At 54.5% G+C, this 20,475-nt stretch carries 12 protein-coding genes; 5 read left to right on the forward strand and 7 right to left on the reverse strand.

What is annotated here, in order from left to right:
• Positions 1-9: 9 nt before the first annotated feature.
• On the reverse strand, positions 10-705 hold the full coding sequence (locus tag MY069_RS02025; RefSeq protein WP_482795410.1) for a DUF6445 family protein: 696 nt from the start codon (positions 703-705) through the stop codon (positions 10-12).
• A 124-nt stretch (positions 706-829) separates the two neighbouring features.
• Here MY069_RS02025 and MY069_RS02030 point away from each other — a divergent pair, with 124 nt between their 5' ends.
• Positions 830-2,344, forward strand: a complete 1,515-nt coding sequence (locus MY069_RS02030; protein ID WP_482795411.1) for a tryptophan halogenase family protein — start codon at positions 830-832, stop codon at positions 2,342-2,344.
• On the opposite strand, the gene MY069_RS02035 is transcribed toward MY069_RS02030, so the two are convergent.
• The 5 genes from MY069_RS02035 to MY069_RS02055 all read right to left on the reverse strand — a co-directional run bounded on the left by MY069_RS02035 (position 2,320) and on the right by MY069_RS02055 (position 11,610).
• A complete protein-coding gene (locus tag MY069_RS02035) occupies positions 2,320-3,828 on the reverse strand; it encodes a tryptophan halogenase family protein (protein WP_482795412.1) in 1,509 nt (502 codons plus the stop codon). The genes MY069_RS02030 and MY069_RS02035 overlap by 25 nt on opposite strands.
• 112 nt (positions 3,829-3,940) lie before the next feature.
• Positions 3,941-6,718: a TonB-dependent receptor gene (locus tag MY069_RS02040; protein ID WP_482795413.1), complete on the reverse strand. Its 2,778-nt coding sequence runs from the start codon at positions 6,716-6,718 to the stop codon at positions 3,941-3,943.
• A gap of 298 nt (positions 6,719-7,016) precedes the next feature.
• Positions 7,017-8,036, reverse strand: coding sequence for a LacI family DNA-binding transcriptional regulator (locus MY069_RS02045; protein ID WP_482795414.1), 1,020 nt, complete (start codon positions 8,034-8,036; stop codon positions 7,017-7,019).
• 14 nt (positions 8,037-8,050) lie between these two features.
• Positions 8,051-9,703 carry an alpha-amylase family glycosyl hydrolase gene (locus MY069_RS02050; RefSeq protein ID WP_482795415.1) on the reverse strand — a complete coding sequence of 551 codons (1,653 nt, stop codon included), beginning with the start codon at positions 9,701-9,703 and terminating at the stop codon, positions 8,051-8,053.
• Complete coding sequence (locus MY069_RS02055) at positions 9,703-11,610, reverse strand: alpha-amylase family glycosyl hydrolase (RefSeq protein WP_482795416.1); 1,908 nt, start codon at positions 11,608-11,610, stop codon at positions 9,703-9,705. Before MY069_RS02055 ends, MY069_RS02050 begins: the two co-directional genes overlap by 1 nt.
• Before the next feature lie 181 nt (positions 11,611-11,791).
• Here MY069_RS02055 and MY069_RS02060 point away from each other — a divergent pair, with 181 nt between their 5' ends.
• The gene (locus tag MY069_RS02060) at positions 11,792-13,870 is read left to right on the forward strand and encodes a glycoside hydrolase family 97 protein (protein ID WP_482795417.1); all 2,079 of its coding nucleotides are present in this window, start codon (positions 11,792-11,794) and stop codon (positions 13,868-13,870) included.
• Between the two features lie 15 nt (positions 13,871-13,885).
• On the forward strand, positions 13,886-14,848 hold the full coding sequence (locus MY069_RS02065; RefSeq protein ID WP_482795418.1) for an alpha/beta hydrolase: 963 nt from the start codon (positions 13,886-13,888) through the stop codon (positions 14,846-14,848).
• Here MY069_RS02065 and MY069_RS02070 read toward each other — a convergent pair.
• Entirely contained in the window at positions 14,833-17,235 is a 2,403-nt protein-coding gene (locus MY069_RS02070) for a glycoside hydrolase family 15 protein (RefSeq protein WP_482795419.1), read from the reverse strand. The two genes, MY069_RS02065 and MY069_RS02070, sit on opposite strands and share 16 nt — an antisense overlap.
• 167 nt (positions 17,236-17,402) lie before the next feature.
• Here MY069_RS02070 and MY069_RS02075 point away from each other — a divergent pair, with 167 nt between their 5' ends.
• Together MY069_RS02075 and MY069_RS02080 are read left to right on the forward strand one after the other, a co-directional pair.
• Positions 17,403-18,821 carry an alpha-amylase family glycosyl hydrolase gene (locus MY069_RS02075; protein WP_482795420.1) on the forward strand — a complete coding sequence of 473 codons (1,419 nt, stop codon included), beginning with the start codon at positions 17,403-17,405 and terminating at the stop codon, positions 18,819-18,821.
• 12 nt (positions 18,822-18,833) lie between these two features.
• On the forward strand, positions 18,834-20,399 hold the full coding sequence (locus MY069_RS02080; RefSeq protein ID WP_482795421.1) for an MFS transporter: 1,566 nt from the start codon (positions 18,834-18,836) through the stop codon (positions 20,397-20,399).
• The last annotated feature ends 76 nt before the right edge of the window (positions 20,400-20,475 follow it).

The following is a 20,475-nucleotide window of genomic DNA, read 5'->3' on the forward strand; positions in this document are numbered from 1 at the left end:
ATTTTGGAATTAAGGCACCGGGCGAAAGAAGCCGTTAATGGTGAGCCGCCCTCGCAATGGGTCAGACGGCAGCGGTTCCGCATTGTTGATCACGCCGCTATGGAGCGACACGCCTGGATACAGAATCAGACTGTTAAAGGCGCCGCCAAGCTCAGTCAGCTTCTCAAAATGCGGAGCGCCATCTTCGATGTACTGGGCGGGCGGTAGCCCTGTCTTTTGTACGCCGCGCTCTAGCGCCGTCTTGTAAGTCGGATATCGCGGCTCGGTTACGCATTCAAATCCCGTCTCGAGGTGGCGATAGAATCCTGTCCCGCCATGAGCAGTTCGGTTCAAGTAAATCATCACCGCGAGCTGGTTTTCATCAAAGCCGTCAAAGTGCGGCAGGCGCTGGATCGGCGTGAGACGTTCTTTGGGCGTCGTCACGATAGAGTACCAAGCCTGACCTACCCAGTTCATTTTCGGCCGCCCGAGATTCGCCGCTGCGAGTCTAGAAACCGTTTCGCACAGGGCCGACAGCAATGCACTTTCGACCTGCGCTCGAAGACCCGGATAGTGCGGATTGATGTGCGCATATCTCTGCTCGGCAGCTGTCGAAATCACCGCATTTGGCTGTTTGAAAACCTCAGAAACTTCGACGATTTTCGTCTCTTCTCGTCCGATCTGGACGAGACTTGAATTGGAGAGGCTCAACTCAAACGCGCTCAAAGTGAATCCCCAATAAAAACAGGCAGATAAAACTGGCCCTTGGCGGCTTTCGCGATCTTAAAAAACTGCTACAGTTTGGGATAGATGCAACCTGCGAATAACTGCAAATCTCGGTGAAGTACAGATGACGGCCTCAAACAATTCGATCGAAAAAATTGTGATTGTTGGCGGCGGATCTGCCGGCTGGATGACGGCCGCCGCTTTAGCCAACGATTTGGGCCAATCTTGCGAGATCACATTGATCGAGTCTGAAGCCATCGGCACGGTCGGCGTGGGCGAGGCAACGATCCCGCCCATTCGCTATTTCAATCAGCGCCTGGGCATAGATGAAGCGACCTTTGTCCGCGAAACACATGGCTCGTTCAAGCTCGGCATTGAGTTCATAGATTGGTCGCGGATCGGCCACGCCTATTTCCATCCATTCGGACATTATGGCGCTGAGTTCGATAATGTCCCATTTTATCAACATTGGATGCACGAGCATTTGAAAGGAGATCCGACGCCAATCGATGATTATTCGATGGCCTGGGCTGCGTCGAAGGCTGGAAAATTCAGCCACCCGCTGGCCGATCGACGCAATGTGCAATCTCGCTTTGACTACGCCTATCACTTCGACGCAACGCTCTATGCCGCGTACTTACGAACCTATGCGGAGGCCCGCGGCGTGACCCGAATTGAAGGGCGCGTAACCTCTGCAGAACAGGCCCCCGAAAATGGCTTCCTCAAATCAGTAACCATGGAAGATGGACGGAGCTTTGTAGCGGATCTGTTTGTGGACTGCTCAGGCTTCTTCGGTCTCTTGATCGAGAAGACACTTCAGACCGGCTATCAAGATTGGTCTCATTGGCTGCCCTGCAACCGCGCCGTTGCCGCTCCTTGCGAAAAGACGTCAACGACCATTCCATATACAAAATCCACCGCCAAAAGCGCGGGCTGGCAATGGCGGATCCCGCTCCAGCATCGCACCGGCAATGGTTATGTTTATTGCAGTGAGCATTTGGAGGCAGATCAGGCCGAAGCTGTCCTGCTCTCTTCTCTAGATGGCACGCCGACGGCCGACCCGAAGCATCTTCGCTTCATAACAGGTCGCCGCAACAAGTTTTGGAATAAAAACTGCGTCGCCATTGGCTTGTCTGCGGGCTTTATGGAACCCCTAGAATCGACCAGTTTACACCTCATTCAGTATGGCATCATGCGGCTGCTCGCGCTATTTCCGAGCAAATCTATGTCGCCTTTGCTGGCTGAAGAATATAACGCGCTTACCATCGCAGAATATGAGCGAATTCGCGACTTCCTGATCCTGCACTACACCGCCACCAAACGAGACGATTCAGAGTTTTGGCGCTATTGCGCGAACATGCCAATTCCGGATCGGCTTCAGTATAAAATCGACCATTTCCGGTTGCACGGGATGGTCGTCTCCGATGAGCGAGAACTGTTTCACAATCCGAGCTGGATCGCAGTCTATCTTGGCCAAGATATCGTCCCTGAACGCGCGCCGGCAATAACGCATCATCGAGAGGGGATTCCTGTGCAAGATCGGATGCGTGCGATCCTCGAAGCGATGACCCAAGCCGTAGACGCAATGCCCACCCATGAGGCGTTCATAGATGACTATTGCAAATCTGCTTTGCAGTGAGCGTCGATAAAGTCTTGATGCTGCGGCAGCTCATTTGTGGCGCGCGCGATCAGTTTTTGGACGTCTTTTAGAAACGCAATGAGCTGTTCAGATGAGAGCCGGTTTGCCATTGCGTGAAAGCTCTTTGGCACAAGGCCTTGGCCGACCATCACTTGCACCCAGCTCGACTCGCGAAACAAATCTTCAACGTCTTTGTAGAGCAAGCCATTGTTTGAAAAGAGCGCCATTTTCTCCGTCAAACTATCTGGCACAGACATGTTTTTACAATAGCGCCAAAATTCAGAATCCTCACGATCTGTACGGTGATAATGGAGGATCAGGAAATCCCGAATAAGCTCATATTCGTGGCCAACTTGGCGATTATATTCACGCTCAGTCGACGGATCGAATCCCTTATCCGGGAACAGTTCAATCAGTTTCGAGATGTTTGATTGAATGAGGTGGATGGAGGTCGATTCTAAGGGCTCCAAAAATCCACTCGCTAGCCCCAGCGACACACAGTTATTGTGCCAAAACTTCTGGCGTCGTCCGGTTGTAAATCGCAAGCGTTTCGGCTCGCCCATCGGAGCGCCATCAAGGTTTGAGAGCAAGAGCTCAGTCGCCCGATCTTCGCTGGTAAACTGCTCGCTAAAGACATGCCCGTTTCCCGTACGATGCTGCAGCGGGATCCGCCATTGCCAACCCGCCTCATGGGCTGTGGCTTTTGTGTAAGGCAATAGCGGCTGGGTGCTCTCGCAGCCGACGGCAACCGCGCCATCACAGGGCAACCAGCGCGACCAATCCTGATACTCAACGCCAAGGGCCTGACCGATCAGCAATCCGCGGAACCCAGAACAGTCGATAAATAGGTCGGCCGAAATCGTCTCACCACGTTCTAGCGTTACTGACTCGATGAACCCGGTTTCAGGCGTCAGCAGCACATCAACGACTTTCCCCTCGATGCGCGTAACGCCGTTCGCTTCTGCATGTTTGCGAAGATAGCGCGCATAGAGCCCAGCATCGAAATGAAAAGCGTAAGCGAGGCCCGTCATCGAGGTCTTTCCGACGCGGTCTAACCGGCCAAACTTGTTCGAATAAGCGGCTTTGTGATGAAGAGAATAGTCCCAAAGGTTTTCAGAGCCGCCTTCAGCGCGACCACGGAGCCAATAATGATGAAAATGCAAGCTTGCGAGATTTATCCCAGCATCTCCAAACGTGTGTAGATAACGCTCGCCGACATGGCCCCAATTATTGAATTCTATGCCGAGCTTGAACGTCCCGTTTGTTTCACGGACAAACTCATATTCATTCAGTCCAAGCGCGCCATTCAACCGGCGGATTTGAGGGATCGTCGCCTCACCAACACCAACCGTTCCAATGGCTTCCGATTCGATCAGCGTAATTTTGACGGCGCTGCCTAACAGGCGCGCCATCGCAGCCGCGGCAATCCATCCGGCTGTTCCTCCGCCAACAATGACGACATTTTCAATATGTTGGTTTTGCATCCGTCCGTCTTAGCCCGCCCAATCCTTTCCGCCCAGAGCCCACGCGCCCCAAAAAAAAGAAGAGGCCCGCTCGAAAGCAGGCCCCTTCGGGAGGATCCTAACGCTTACTTGGTTAGAATTTCTTAGAGACCGTAATATTGTAGGTCGTGCCGTATTCTTCGTGACGACTTGGGAAGACGACGCTTGGGTCGGCGGTTTCCGCTTCGGTCACGAATGGCTCGTTGGTGAGGTTAAACACTTCAAAATTCACACCGAAACCTTCAAGCGGGCCACTGTCCCATTCGTAACCGATTTGAAGATCGACGATCGTTTCGTCGCGCGCTTCGGCGCCGGTCAATGAACCGTCAAACTGCGGTACTTCTGACAGGAAGCCTGAACGATGACGCGCACTGATGCGTGACCGCCAGCCATGGTTCTCATAATAGATATCACCCGACCAGACATTGTCAGAGTAACCAGGAATGCGAATGTCGCTCCCTGTGATCGCTCCAGACAGGCTACTATCCGCATAGGTATAGCTGGCATTAAAGCCGAAGCCTTCAAACTGCTGGGGCAGGTAATCATCAAGACTCATACGAAGCGTGGCTTCGATCCCGGTGATCGAGCCATCAGAAATATTTTCCGGGAAGCTGGTCACAGCCGTGGCAACTTGCGGATTGGCTGCGACGAACGCATCCAGTGCCGGGATACCAATCGATGTCAGCTGTTCCGTAATGTCTAACGTATCGGATGCCGTTTCGACCCAGTCAGAAAGCTCTTTATGGAATACGGCCACAGAAACCGCGGTCGTAGGTCCAAAATATTTCTCGAACGACACATCGAACGATGTCGACTGGTATGGTTCCAGCTGCGGGTTACCGCCACTAATGTTGAAACAAGCATTTGTCGGAAGCGTGAAGCCGCTCAAAGAATCTGGAACGAAATCGCCATCCGTATCCGCACACACTTGATTATTGATGCTAACGGTCTGATTGGCAGCCAAATTGTCCAAGCGTGGGCGCGTCACAGTCTTCGCTGCAGCGAGCCGCAAGAAGGTGTCTGGAGACACTTCGAATGACAAGTTTGCACTTGGCAAGAAGTAGTTTTCAGATGTTCCCAGCGTTTGTTGGCGCTCGCCCCCGCCCTGCAGCTTGGCCGTCGAGGATTGATCGACGTCTTGATACTGGAACCCGACATTACCAAACACCGGAACACCATTAAACTCGCTGGCGATTTCTGCCATCGCATAGAAAGTGGTGATTTCCTCTTCAACAACCCATTCGGTATCGAAGGTCGCTTTCTCGAGGTTGTAAGTGCCGTCTGTCAGGAAGCTGGATGGATCATAAGCGATGATGTCCAAACCAATGTTTCCGGAATTTGTTGACCCAAGAATGCGGTTGGCCGGGATGGCTAATTCGCCATTCACGAAGCTTGAGCCAGCACGAATGAAGTTCTCGTTTGAATCAAATGTCTTTTCACGATCTGTAAACAGAAGGCCCGCTTTCACACCGCTGAAGATATTGCCATCAAGCTCATACTCAGCTTCGAGGCGAAGCTGGTTGAGCTCGTCTTCGATCTTTGGCTCTTTAATGAAGCCGACTTGGCCCCAGCCGCCTGGATCCGTCAAAACGACAACGCCGGGGTCTGTGTAGTCTAGACCGGACGCAATGCCATATTCGCCATCTTCATCAAACCCGAAACCAAGTGTATCTGTCGGTCCGGCCCCAGCGAACCCGGTACCAGCGTAGGATTCATAATCGATATCGTTCCGGTCAAGCGTCGAACGCGCATAGTCACCCGTCACCTTCAAACGATCCGAAACCTGGTAAGAACTGTTTAAACCGATCGCGAAGATCTCAGCTGTGTTGCCCTCGGTATCGGTCCGCAGGAACGTCGTGACATTGTTATAAGTCGCCGCATCGGCAAATCCGCTCGTACCAGCAGCGCCTTGGAATTGCGCGGAAGACCAAGAGGCGATCGGGGTTTCGACACCGCGGAAAATACCAGCGTCTTCTGTATCTGTGTAGAACGCGTCGATGGTTGTTTGCCAGCGATCGTTAGGCTCAAACTGCAAAGCACCCGCGACTGATGTGCGCTCGAATTCGCGAGACACGACGCCGGTCCGTGGATTGTCACTCGGATAAACCAAACCCGTTGCTGGATCGATTGAGGTTTGACCGCTATTTGTTTTCAGCTCGCGCGACGTGAATTGTGTCGGATTCGATTGGATCGTCGCCGCAAGCGACCAACCAATTGTGCCATTCTCGTTTTGATCAATGTAAGATCCAAATAAACGATAGCCGTCCTCATCAAAATCTGGGTTTGGTTGATCGTTGTCGTTGAACACGTACTTGCCGGAAACGTTGAGTTTGCGTTCTGTGTAATCCAGCGGACGCACGGTACGCAGATCAACCGCGCCAGCGATACCGGTTGCAGCAAGTGACGCATCCGGAGTCTTATAAACAACGCCTTGAGCAACCAACTCTGATGGAAACTGGTCGAACTCTACGCCGCGATTGTTACCGGCGGAAACAACTTCGCGGCCATTCCACAGTGCCAAGGAGAAATCAGGGCCGAGGCCGCGGATTGAGATTTGCTGTGAGCGGCCGCGCACACGTTGCGCTGTGACACCTGGCAAGCGTGCGAGCGAGTCAGCGATCGAGAGGTCCGGCAACTTCCCGATATCTTCCGCCGAAATAGCTTCGACAATCGAGGTCGCATTTTTCTTTGCGTTCAATGAGTTTTGGATCGAACCGCGGATACCGGTGACGGTGACCACGTCAAGCGTTGCTTGCTCATCTTCTGCATCGTCGCCGGCGGCGTCTTGCGCATAGACCGGTACGCTTGCAACAAGCGCCAATGCCGCCGTGCCCAGCAACCAACTCTTCTTATTCGTGAATGTCGTTTTCAATTCTTCCTCCCTAAATTCGCACACAGGAAATATGGCACTCCGCCACTTTCTGACCGTGCCTACCTATTGCAAATTTATGAAAACGCCAAGCCCTTTTGCTGGATTGTTATGCATTTTGGAGAGGCGGCTGTGGCGAAAATGCATCATTTTTGATCACAACACCCAGTATTATTCGCTATGACGTATAGCAAACCCGCCAATTTGCTGGGACACCGATGCGATTGAGACCCCTTGCAAGAATATGCAAAATTTTGCAAAATAATCGCAAATTCATGAAATTCCACTCGCTGAGCGAGTGCTAAGGCGCCCCACATGACGCGCGAATGATCAATTCGGCGGGAATCCGATCATTATCCGGGCCGCGATGACCGGACGAATCAAGCAGTTTGGACACTAAAACGCGGCCTGCTTTGCTCGTGTCCTGATCAATCGTGCTAAGCGGCACTTCAGCATAAACCCCGAATGGGACATTATCATAACCGACAATTGCGATGTCTTCGGGGACCGACAAGCCAGCCCGCCGAATCGCCTGCATCGCGCCGAGCGCAATCAAGTCACTCGCGGCGAAAATCGCGTCGAATTCCATCTTTTCCGCGATCAAGGTTTCGACAACCGCTCGCGCCGACGCAACTTGGAAATGAGAGGGAACAACGAGGCGGTCATCATAAGTCAGCCCTGACAACTCCAATCCCTCGCGATACCCGCGCATCCGGCGCGCGATTTCGGGGGCATCGGAATCTCCTAGGAACACGATCTTCTTACGCCCAAGGCGCGCGAGATGCGAGGCCGCTCGCCGACCCCCGGCAATATTGTCACTTCCGACGGAGCAATAAGACTGCTCCGGAAAAGACGCGCCCCAAACGACAAAACGATCTTCCACTTCAGAAAGCCGGTTAAACGCCTCGTGCAATGTCGATTGCCCTAGGAAGATCACGCCGTCCGACCGGCTTGTCGACATTGCAGTCGCCAACTCATCATAAGACGATGGCGCAATATAGCTGAGAAGGATATCGCATCCGCGCTCTCGGGCGGCATCACCGATACCTGCAAGCAGTTCAAAAAAGAACGGATCCGCCATACGCCCTTCGCGGCTTTGCGGCCGCGGCACCACGATCGAAATCGTCGCGTTGGCACCAATTGGACCCGCCGGCATATAGGCGCGAAAGGGATAATCGAGCTCTCGCGCAAGCTTCCAAATCTTCTGCTTAGTCCGAACGTTGACGGCAGGACTATCATTGAGCGCACGCGAGGCGGTCGAGATCGACACCCCAGCCTGCTTCGCCAGATCTTCGAGACGGGTGGTCGGTTTAGTCTCCATGGCTCACTCCTTTATCAGGTCGGGCGAACCCATACCCCAACACGTCCTGGAACAGCCTGATCCTGTAACAAATCTTCCTTAAGAGGCCTTGAAGACAACACCAAACTTCCTGAAGAAACAACGCCCTCGGGGATCGCAATCGGCGCATCGCCAAAATTGAACAAGGCAACAATCTCTCCTTCAGACGATGCACGCCGCAGGATTAAAGCCGTGTCTTGCTCCGTTTTTTCGAACGTCATGCGCCCGGTTATCAGCGCCTGATGGCGTTTGCGCACACTAAGGGCCTCCGCTGTAAAGCGCAGCATGCTGTCATTGCCCTGCTGCTGATCAACCGCGAGCTTGGTGTGCTCTGGATCCACCGGCAACCATGGTTCGTGAGATGAAAATCCTGCATGCGGCTTCGACGCCTGCCACGGGATCGGGGTTCGCGCACCATCTCGCCCCAAGGTCTTCGGCCAGTTCATAATCGCCTCCGGATCTTTGAGATGCGAAAATGGAACATTGGCTTGCGGCAGCCCAAGTTCTTCCCCTTGATAGATGATCGGATTACCGCGCAGGGTCAGCAAAAGCAGCATATAGAGACGCGCCATATCATCGCGCTGATCATTTGGCGCCCAACGCGTCACGGCACGGGGCGCATCATGATTGGAGAAGGCCCAGCTCGGCCACCCCTCCTCCGCCGACTGATCCCACAAGTTCGCTGATTTCTGCACGCGCTCCGCACCTAGTTTTGGCGCATATAAGAAATCGAAATTGTAGGCTGAGTTCAAACGCGCTTCGCCTTCTGTGAAAGCCTTCATTTCAGCGATCGGGTCAGGCCCGCCGACTTCGGCGACGGTAAACGTCCCAGGATACTCATTTAGCATCTCACGAAACGCTTCAATAAAGCCGACGATTTCCGGCTGAGACATATTATATTTGTGAAGCTGCATATCGAATGGTCGGGTCGCCTCATGCGCCTGCACGCCGGATGGTGGATTGTCTCGCAGCGCGCGGTCATGCATGCCAAAATTGAGCGCATCAAGCCGGAACCCGTCGACGCCGCGATCAAGCCAGAAACGTCCGGCTTCTATCAAAGCAGCTTGAACTTCCTCATTATAGAGATTGAGATCAGGCTGCTCTTTCAGAAAATTATGGAAGTAATATTGACCCCGGCGCGCATCCCATTCCCAGCTCGCGCCACCGAAAACTGATTGCCAATTATTTGGCGGAGACCCGTCGACTTGCGGATCCGCCCAGACATACCAATCCGCGCGCGGATTATGCCGACTAGATCGACTTTCAATGAACCAATCATGATGGTCAGAAGTGTGCGAATAGACTTGGTCGATAATCACTTTCAGACCGAGCGCGTGCGCCTTTTCGACGACCGCATCAAAGTCCGCAAGCGTTCCGAAAATTGGATCAACACCGCAAAAGTCAGCAACGTCATACCCATAGTCAGCCATCGGCGAAGTGAAGAATGGCGAGATCCAAATCCCGTCGACGCCGAGCGACGCGATGTGATTCAACCCACGCAGCACCCCGCGCAAATCACCAATCCCGTTGCCATTCGTATCGCGAAAGCTGCGCGGATAGATTTGGTATATGACCGCACCTTTCCACCAAGGCAGATCAGACATCGCGCTCGTCTCGATTGCATCAGGTGACTCTGAGATATCCACCATTACTCGGCCCCAAACTCTGTTTTACAGACAACGACGTCCAATGCCGGGATCGACATCGCATAGCTTCCTGGCGCCCGCACATTCACTTGGCATTGACCTAACAAAGCGGAAAATGTCGACGCCCGACCATCTACGGCGACATTGATTTTTTGCGGCTGATCTTCGGCATTTATAGCTACCACAATCTCAGTTCCGGCCTCATAATCAATCCGCGAAAACGCAAACACACTATCTTCGCGATGGGCGATCCGGGTGAATTGCTTACCCCGCCGCAATGCGCTTTCACGCGTTCGGATATCGGCAAAGGATTTGATCGCAAGATAGAGCGGGTGCTGAGTATCGAAATTACTTTCCGCCGTTGTGGCCTCCGTCGCGATCAGGTCATTGTCATTGTAGAGATCTGTTTGGCTTGGGAACATGTTCTCGCGCGCCAGCCGGTCGCCGCCATCTGAGACAAAGCCTTGCTCGTCGCCATAATAGACAGTCGGCACACCTCGGCCGAAGAACATCAGCGCATTGGCGAGCCGGACCCGCGCGAACAATTCCTCATCGCTCATTTCGGGATTGGCCTTGCGCAAGAACCCCGCGAACCGGCCCATATCGTGATTGCCTAAGAAGGTCGGCAATTGGCGCGCGGTCTCTTCGCCTTTGTCATAGATCACATCGGCCCGATAAAGCTCTTCCATGTGCAGACCTGGCTTACCCTCGACAATCAGGCCGTGCGCGCTCGACTGAAACGCAAAGTCTAGAACCGTCGGCAATCCGGCATTAGTCGTAAACCGCGCGAGATCTTGCGGTTTCTGGCCGTCGACATAGACCTCTCCAAACATGTGGAAATGGTCGATGCCGAGGTCGGCGGCATGCTCCAGGATCGCTGGCGCAAAACTTTGCCAAAATTCATCGCGAACATGTTTGGCAGTATCGATCCGGAAGCCGTCGACATTGTAGGCGCTGATCCAATCCTTATAGATCTCAATCATACCTTCGAGCACCCGGGGATGCGCGGTATTGAGATCATCAAGCCCGGCGAAATCGCCATAGAGTGAGTCCTCGTCGACGAAGTCAGTATCACCGCGATTGTGATAATAGATCGGGTCGTTCAGCCATTCTGGGACCTTTACGCCTTCAAACTGCTCCGGCACGAACGGCGTATAGGCCCAGCTCGCCTCGGTGAGTTTGGAAAAATTCTCGACCGTTTGATGCACACCATCATCGCCCAAGAATCCCTCATTGATCGCCGCGCCATCGCTCGCCCGCCGGGTCCATGGATAGTCGCCAATATAGCGATATTCACACCTAAAGGTTGGCCCACCTGTCACCTCCGGGTCGTGGCACTCGCGATAATTGATAATGTCGGCAGTGTGATTGGTGATGATGTCCATATAGACCTTCATGCCCCGCGCGTGCGCGGCATCGACGAAGGTTTTGAAATCCTCGCGCGTACCAATGTGAGGATCGACATTGGTGAAGTCGGTAATCCAATAACCGTGATAGCCGGACGATTCTTTGCCGCCCGGCCCCTGGACCGGGTTGTTTTCAAAGATCGGCGTCAGCCAAATCGCGGTCATGCCCAGGCCTTGAATATAATCGAGCCGCTGGGTCAAACCTTTCAAATCGCCGCCATGATAGAAGCCAAAATCAGCGGGGTCATAACCGTCTTTTAACCGACCGCCCTCGATGCCGCCGCGATCATTTGATGGATCGCCATTCTCGAACCGGTCAGGCAGCACGAAATAGATGATCTCGTCTTCGATGCGGCGCTCTTCGACAGGCGGGGTTTGAGCATTTGCAGTAGGAATGACACCATTGGGCGCATCCGGACTAATACTCCCGAAGCACGCTGCGAGGCAGCCGGTGAGCGCAATACCCAGCACGCTTTTTCCTAGCGTTTCACCTTGTCGTCTCATTGCATCCTCCAGGCGCGATATTGAACTAATCTCATTAGTTTTTTCATTATTTTGCATCACTGACAAGCCGCTCACCGTTCGAATATGTTAATTCTGAGTGCATTTTTCTCAGCTTCCAATTTTTTTATTGCATTGATTTGCAGGCGCGCCTTAAACTCGATCCAAGCTCAAGGAGAAAGAGATGCGGAAGATATATACAGGCGCGGCCGCCTTGATCACGTTAGCCCTGACCGCCTGCGTGATCGACGGCGCATCTGGACTGGACGCCGCCGCTGATGCGCCTGACGGCGGCGAACACAATCGCGCCCACATAAGCTCCCCATCTGGAAAGCTAAATTTTGCCCTGAAAGCGGAGAATGGCCAACTCGCCTGGTCCGCGGAATGGTCTGGCGAGCAGATCATCGCACCGTCGCAGCTTGGTCTGGCATTCGCGTCCGGACCGGATCTAAATCATAATTTGAAGATCGCGTCGGTCACCTACGCCGCCGCAGATGAAACATGGGAACAGCCCTGGGGCGAGCGGCAATTCATCCGCGACCATCACAATGAACTTGCCGCTAAGATCACGCTCGAAGATGGCTCACCCGCCTTCACGCTCCGCGCTCGCGTTTTCGATGACGGTTTGGGCTTTCGCTATGAAGTCGCTGATTTTGGCACCCGCGCGCTAACCGATGAACTGACTGAATTCCGCATCGACCCGACCGCCAAAACTTGGTGGATTCCTGCCGCCGGCTGGAACCGGTACGAAGAACTCTATCAAGAGACTGAACTCCAAGCGGTCCCGCGCGCCCATACGCCAATGACGATGGAATTGCCGAACCAAGGCCCATTCCTTTCCATCCACGAGGCCGCGCTCGTCGACTATGCGGGCATGTGGCTCAACCAGCGACGCCCCGGCACGATCGAAGCCGAACTCGCGCCTTGGTCGGATGGCACCAAAGTTAAGACCGATGGCGCCTTCAAGACACCATGGCGCACTGTACAAGTGGCAGACACCGCAGCCGGGCTGGCGAATTCAGATCTCATCCTAAATCTCAACGAACCCAATGCCTTGGGCGATGTTTCGTGGGCCAAGCCCAGCAAATATATCGGCATCTGGTGGTGCATGCACATCAATGAATGCACGTGGGGATCAGGCGAAAACCATGGCGCCACGACCGAGCGCACCAAAGCCTATATCGACTTCGCCGCAGAGCATGGCTTTGACGGCGTGCTCGTCGAAGGTTGGAATTTTGGCTGGGACGGCGACTGGTTTTCAAATGGAGAAATTTTCAGCTTCACCGCTGCCTATCCCGATTTCGACCTAGCGGCCCTCGCCGCCTATGGCGCCGCCCGCGGGGTTTACTTGATTGGTCATCACGAGACATCTGGCGCGATCACCAATTATGAAGAACAGATCGTCGACGCCTATACCCTCTACCAATCGCTTGGCATTCCCGCGATTAAGACCGGATATGTCGCCGATGGCGGCGAGATCACTCGGCGCGATGAAGATGGCAAAGTCTACAAAGAGTGGCATGATGGCCAATATGCCGTGAACCATCATTTGCGCGCCCTTAAACTTGCGGCGAAGCACAAGATCACGATCAATGCGCATGAGCCGGTGAAAGATACCGGCTTGCGCCGTACCTATCCGAACGCATTTTCGAGAGAAGGCGCGCGCGGCCAAGAGTATAATGCCTGGGGTCAGCCGCCGAATGACCCAGCACACACAACCATCCTGCCCTTCACGCGCATGCTCTCAGGGCCGATGGATTTCACGCCGGGCATTTTCGATCTCAGTTTCGGCAATCCGGTTGACCAAGACCCACGGGTTCAAACCACGCTTGCAAAACAACTCGCCCTCTATGTCTTGTTACACAGCCCAATCCAAATGGCCGCCGACTTACCGCGCAATTATGAGGCTCAGCCTGAAGCGTTTGAGTTTATCAAGCGGGTTCCGGTCGATTGGAGCGAGTCGATCATGCTCGATGGCTACCCCGGCGAATTTGCGATCATGGCGCGCAAGGACCGAAATTCCGGAGCGTGGTATGTCGGCGCCGTGGCGGACGAAGCGCCGCGCGAAATCACGCTCCCGCTCTCATTTTTGGAGGACGGGTCGTACGAGGCCAGGATCTATCGGGATGGCGCATCGGCCGACTGGCGGACCAACCCTTATCCTTTAAATGTGATGACCAAACCGGTGAATAGAAATAGCGAGCTTACTCTAAATCTCGCACCCGGCGGCGGAGCGGCGATCGAATTCACGCCAACGGAATAAGCCGCGGAGACAGCAATGAAACCCTTTTTGAGAATTGCCGCCATCACCATCGCATTGGGCGCGTGCAGCCTCGAACCAACCACCTCCACCAACACGGACTCCACTTCGGACACAGACGCACTGAGTCCGGCCGAAGCACAGCTTGTCGAGATTTCTAATTTCGGATCAGAACACGTTCAAGCGCGGAACATCTCGATCTGGCTGCCACCCAATTATGCGCCGGATAGCAAGACCGGCTACCCGGTCATCTATGCGCATGACGGCCAAAACCTGTTTGAGCCGGGACGCTCTTATGGCGGCGTTGAGTGGGGTCTCGACGAGACCGCAGCACAGCTCATAGGTGACGGAACAGTGCCCCCAGCCATCATTGTCGGGATTTGGAACACCGATGAGCGCTGGCAAGAATACGCGCCGCAGCACGTCATCGAAAGCCTGTCTGGAGACACGTCATCTGAATGGCTTGGCCCTACGCTACCCGAGCTTAAAGCCGACGCGTATCTGACTTTTATCATCGATGAATTGAAACCCTATATCGACGCGACTTTTGCGACCCGCCCTGAGGCCGAGACAACTTATATAATGGGCTCGAGCATGGGTGGGCTGATATCGCTTTATGCCCTGGCCGAGTATCCTGATACGTTCAGCCGCGCCGCCGCCGTATCGATCCACTGGCCGCTGACGGAACCAGAGGGCGCGATCGCCCAACAAGCGGACGCCGCCATGCAAGCCTATCTCAGCGAAAGCGGCCTGGACCCGCTCAAGCACACAATCTGGTTCGACCATGGCACAGAAACGCTTGATGCCGCCTACCCCCCTCATGCAGAAGCGATGGAAACCTGGTTCCGCGCGCAAGGCTGGACCGAAACCCAAGCGGTGTTTCGCGACTTTCCCGACACCGATCATAGTGAAGGCGCTTGGGCGGCCCGGGCCGACCAAATCCTCACCTTCCTCCTATCGGAAGATCAATCCTCCGACTGATTGGCCGGGCTGTCAGAATAGCGCGCCTCAACGATCGGATACCGATCCCATACGCCTTCATCCGCGATCGATCTTAGAAGCTTGATATATTCCGCGTGGGTCCAGGCGAGCGGGGTCGCAGAATTTGTGCCCTCGCCAAGCTCATAGCCAAACGGATTTTCTCCAATGCCGTCCCAAACTTGCTCTGGCAGGCTTAGCCCCTCATTCGCGAAGGCCTCCATGCTCAATACCAAATTACGGATTGTGTGTTGAGCGCGCTGGATTTCTGGATGATTGGGCGAGAATTTCTCTCTTTGATGACGAAGATCCTCGAGCTCGAAATGCGCGCGCTCGCCCGAGAAGAAGGGCCAGACGCGCCCTCGCTGCCCGGGCGTATTACCGCCGTCAATCTCGTGGTAATTGGTGCCAGCTTCGCCATCTTCGCCATAGCCGTCATTCCCATAGCGTCGCCAACCCAGACGCCCGTCACCAAACTCATACCGCACGCGCAAATTGTCAGCGTGGGCCGCATCAAGCACGTCCAGCGTCGCCTGGATGCTCGGCGCATCCCACGCCCGCACACCATAGCGCACGAGCTCCAAAAAGCCGCCATCAACGATCTGATCTTCGGCCAGGCCGGGACGGCCATTATTGTCACCTAGGCGCGTTTTATCATTCGGGTCTTGGTCTCGCGTGACGCGGATGAAATAGCCCCCGTCACCGAGATCACCATTGGTCGTGAACATCCAGCGCTCAAGATTAGCCTCAAGCTCATCCGCCGCCGCGAGATAGGTTTCCGCATCTGCCGGATCACCGAAGCGCTCTGCCAAATCTGCGGCAGAGACCAGTCCAGAGATGACCGCGGCAACCGTTGATGGCGAGTAGCCCTCTTGTTCTTCCCACCGCTCTTGCTGGGTATAGCCGAGCCGGGCCTCAAACTCCGTATTCCAAAGAATATTTGGTCGGCCACCATTCACGAGGAAATCTGCCGCTGGCTTCAACATGGCCTGGTAGGATTGCCCCATCTCCGCATCAGAAATTACGCCGGCTTGCCACAGCTTCCAGCCAAGCATGATGGGCATCGCCGTTTGATCTTGCTGGATCGCTACCCATTCAATCTCGCCATCAACATGGGTTTTTTGAAGGAACCAGCCGGTCACGCCACGATTGCCCGGCGTATCTTCAGTCACTTGCACGGCGGGTAAATAGCGATAGGCCGCGCGCGCAGTTTCTGCATCTCCCAGCGCCAAGAAGGCCGACGCGACTTGGAAGAAATCCCTAGGCCAGACGGCTTTGTAACCGGTCTGCGGTTGATCAGCTGGCGCCGTTTCGCCCCATGGATTCGACAGTGAGGCAATCAATGCCCCGGCATGAGTTTTGTCTTCCATGATCTTAAGATTGATCGCGGACATGCGAGCAAGCGCACCGCCATCGCCCGATGCCTCGGAAATCTCAGGCAAGCCTTCAAGCGAATCCAAATATCCGCGCCACTCATCTGAGTATTTTTGGAGAATCGCGGAAACAGACTGAGCCGCAGCTTCGTCTGCGCTTTGTTTTGCTTGCTCAAACGTTTCCCCAAACCCGACCAGGAGGGTCGACTCCAAAGGCGCCGCTGCACCTTCAATCTCATTAAAATCGAATGCGATGACCCCAGCAACGTTTCCGGCTTCGTCGGCCTCACGATAGACCGCATCGAGTCCGCCAACTGTGAGATCCGCGAATCCATCCGATTCCCCCACATAACCGACCGACACTTGCTCAGATGGCGCATCGGCGAGCCGCGCAAAGAGGTGCGCTTCGCCTTCAAAGGCATGAAGACCGGCATCGATCACTCTTGCCTGGTCGGCGTTGCCTGTATTCGCCATCGCCGGATCTAGATAGGCGAACAGTTGAACGCCATCTGGGAGTGGTTCAGAGGTGCTCGCTTTCATGATCAACACATCGCGGTCGGGATCTGCGAATGTCGTGATGCTTATCGAGCGACTTAAATCCGGATACTCGAATACCAAAGTCGGCGCCGGTGAAATCGGGCGATCGCCCCCTTCAATTGCAATTTCGACAGACGCGGGCGCCGATATTCCTTCCGGGCCGACAAGCAGGAATTGGATTTCACGTAACTGCGCTTCGTGGATCAATCCCCACATCACCTCGGTGATCCGATCCTTGCCAAGCGAGAACCAGACTTTGGAGATTGGCGCGGTTGGGCTAGCAGCAGAATATTGCCCGGTCTCATCATAAGCCTCGTAAGATGAGCCGATCGCAATTTTCTCGGCATTCGACCAAGTCGGAGCCGCGCCCGGCGCCCCTGGCGCGCTTGCGTCGGAGCGTATCGCCGGTGGCTCACCCGCCGAACACGCACCTAAAAGCGCGACGGCTCCCGCAATCAAAAAGGTCTTCGTTCGAGTCACATAACACTCCCGCAAATTTTTGCAATTTCCTATCCATACTCCTCAACCTCTCGCACGAGGTCAACTGGATTCTTTCGAGAACCAAAATTGCCAAACCGACAGAATTGCGCTTTATAGCTCAAAGACGTTCACATATTTAAACAAGCGTATCGGGAGGAATTAGGGAAATGACCAGCCGCATTATTGCTTTCGCCCTATTTCTGTGTGCCGCGGCTTGCACTCAAAACATCGTGGTTTCGCAAAATCCTGCAAATCTGAGCAACATCTCACCCTATAAACCCACCCCATATGTGCAAATTCAGCACCCAGACTGGGCCAAAGACGCGGTGATTTATCAGATCAACACACGGCAATTCACGCCTGAAGGCACTTTCAATGCCGCTCAATCCCACCTCCCCCGCCTGAAGGCGCTCGGCGTCGATATTCTTTGGCTCATGCCCATTCACCCGATTGGAGAGGTCAACCGAAAAGGAAGCTTGGGTAGCCCATATGCCGTCAAAGACTACTTTGGCGTAAACCCCGAGTTCGGGACCAAAGCCGACTTTCGCGCATTCGTAGACACCGCCCATGCGCATGGTTTCAAAGTCATTTTAGATTGGGTCGCCAATCACACCGCGTGGGACAATCCGCTCGTGACCGAACACCCAGACTGGTATGAGACCGACTGGAAAGGCGATTTCCATCCCACACCCTGGACGGACTGGGCCGACATTATCGATCTGAATTATGACCAAGCCGCCCTCCGCGAGTACAAGACACGCGCGCTGCGCTATTGGGTCGAAGAGTTCGACGTGGATGGATATCGCGCCGACGTGGCTGGCTTTGTACCGCTCGATTTCTGGGAAACCGCTCGCGCTGAACTTGAGACAATCAAGCCGGTCTTCATGCTTGCAGAATGGCAACAGAGAGACCTGCATCGACACGCGTTCGATGCGACTTATGGCTGGGCCTGGAAGGAGGCCGCGCAGCGGATTGCAAAAGGCCAATCAGATGCGGGCGACCTTAGAGGCTTTCTCGGCGAACAGATTTCGACTTGGCCACTCGACGCCTATCGCATGCTGTATACCGAGAACCATGACCAAAACGCTTGGGATGGCTCCACCGGCGCAATTTATGGCGACGCCTATCATGCCATGCTGACCCTCTCTTTTGTGACTGAAGGTATTCCGCTGATCCATAACGGCCAGGAAGTCGGCAATCAGAACCAGCTCGAATTTTTCGAGCGAGACTCGATCGATTGGAGCCAGGCTGACCATCCCGACGGTTCGCTGATCAAACGTTTGATTGCGGTCAAGAAGAACAATCGCGCACTCCATAATGGCGCGGCGGGCGGGCGGATCATTCCGGTATCGACGGATAATCCGAGCCAAGTCTTGAGCTTTGCTCGTGAGAAAGATGGCAATCGGGTATTGGTTCTGTTCAACCTGTCAGACACAGACGCTTCTTTTGAGCTAACAGACGGCCCTGTCGCTGGAGCCTGGACGGAAGCGCTCACCGACACGCAAGAGACACTTCAATTGGGATCGAACCGCACACTCAAAGCTTGGCAAGGCAGAGTTCTGATCTCAAACCACGATCAAGAATAAGGGAGGATCGCCATGGCAGTCGCAGGAGGCGTCGACACCGCGCAAGATTCTGGTCGAAAGCCGGAACTCAATCTGTTTCAGATCGTGAATATGTCATTCGGGTTCTTCGGAATTCAGATTGGATTCGCTCTGCAAAACGGCAATGTGAGCCGGATCTTCCAGACGCTCGGCGCGGACATGAGCACGCTGCCGCTGCTCTGGCTCGCTGGCCCGATTACCGGCCTGATCATGCAGCCAATCATCGGGTATTTCAGTGACAAGACCTGGGGACCGCTTGGGCGTCGCCGCCCCTATTTCCTGGTCGGGGCCATTCTGACAACGCTCGCGCTCTTCATCATGCCGAACTCGCCTTGGCTGTGGGTCGCGGCTGGAACGCTGTGGATCTTAGACGCGAGTTTGAACATCACGATGGAGCCATTCCGCGCTTTTGTGGGGGATATGTTACCCAGCAAACAGCGCCCGCTTGGCTATTCCATGCAGACCATCTTTATCGGCGCGGGGGCTGTGCTGGCATCGATCGCACCGTTCGTGTTCAACGCGCTTGGTGTTTCTAATGAAGCCGCAGACGGCGTCATCCCCGACAATGTGAAATGGTCTTTCTATATTGGTGGCGCGGCGCTGTTCATGGCAGTGATGTGGACTGTTTTCTCAACCAAAGAATACTCTCCCGATCAGCTTGAAGCCTTCGGTAAAGACGAGGATAATATTTTTGAACAAGAAGGCGGGATCGAAAAAGATGAGCGCCCGGCTTCCAGCTTTTTCACAAAATGGGGCCTCATCATCGCCGCCATCGGTGCCGCTTTCACCGCTGCCGTTTATGCCGCAAAAGGCGACCAACAATTTTACATCCTAGGCGGCGGGCTCCTGTTTCTTGGTGCGCTTTATTTGTGGAACAGCCAGCTCGTCAGAACAGATCGCAATGCCCGGAACTTCTTGTCGGATGTGCTTGGGGATTTGACGACGATGCCGAGTGTGATGAAGCGTCTGGCCTTCGTGCAGTTTTTCTCGTGGGTCGGCCTTTTCATCATGTGGATCTACACGACGCCAGCGGTCGCCCTACAGGCCTGGGAAACCGCCGATGCCAGCTCGAAAGCCTATCAAGATGCGGGCGACTGGGTCGGCATCATGTTCGCAGTTCAGAATGGCGTGGCGGCGCTCTACGCGTTCGTCATAGCCGGCATCGCTCGCAAGGTCGGCACGCGCAGCCTTCATGCTTTCAATCTGCTGGCCGGTGCAGCGGGCTTTGTTGGATACCATTTGTTTGCATCGCAATATGGCTTGCTCATTCCAATGATCGGGCTCGGCATGGCTTGGGGGTCAATTTTGGCTTTGCCTTACGCCATTCTCGCCGATGCTTTGCCGGTCAAGAAAATGGGCATCTGTATGGGGATCTTCAATTTCTTCATCGTCCTGCCACAGATCCTTGTTGGCGGCACGATGGGCCCAGTCTTGCGCTCATTAGAGAGCAGTCTCGCGCCAGCTGTCGGCGGCGTGCCTTTGCTCGCGGTCTTGTTCGGCGCGGCGAGTTTCTGCCTTGCGGCCTTCGCCATGACTTTCGTCAGGGTGGAACGCGGTTAAGGTTCACAAGATCAGGACACAAAAAACCCGGCGCCATGATTGGGGCCGGGTTTCTTTTTGTGCGCTTTTATAACCG

Source organism: Hyphomonas sp. ske169, from assembly GCF_056850855.1.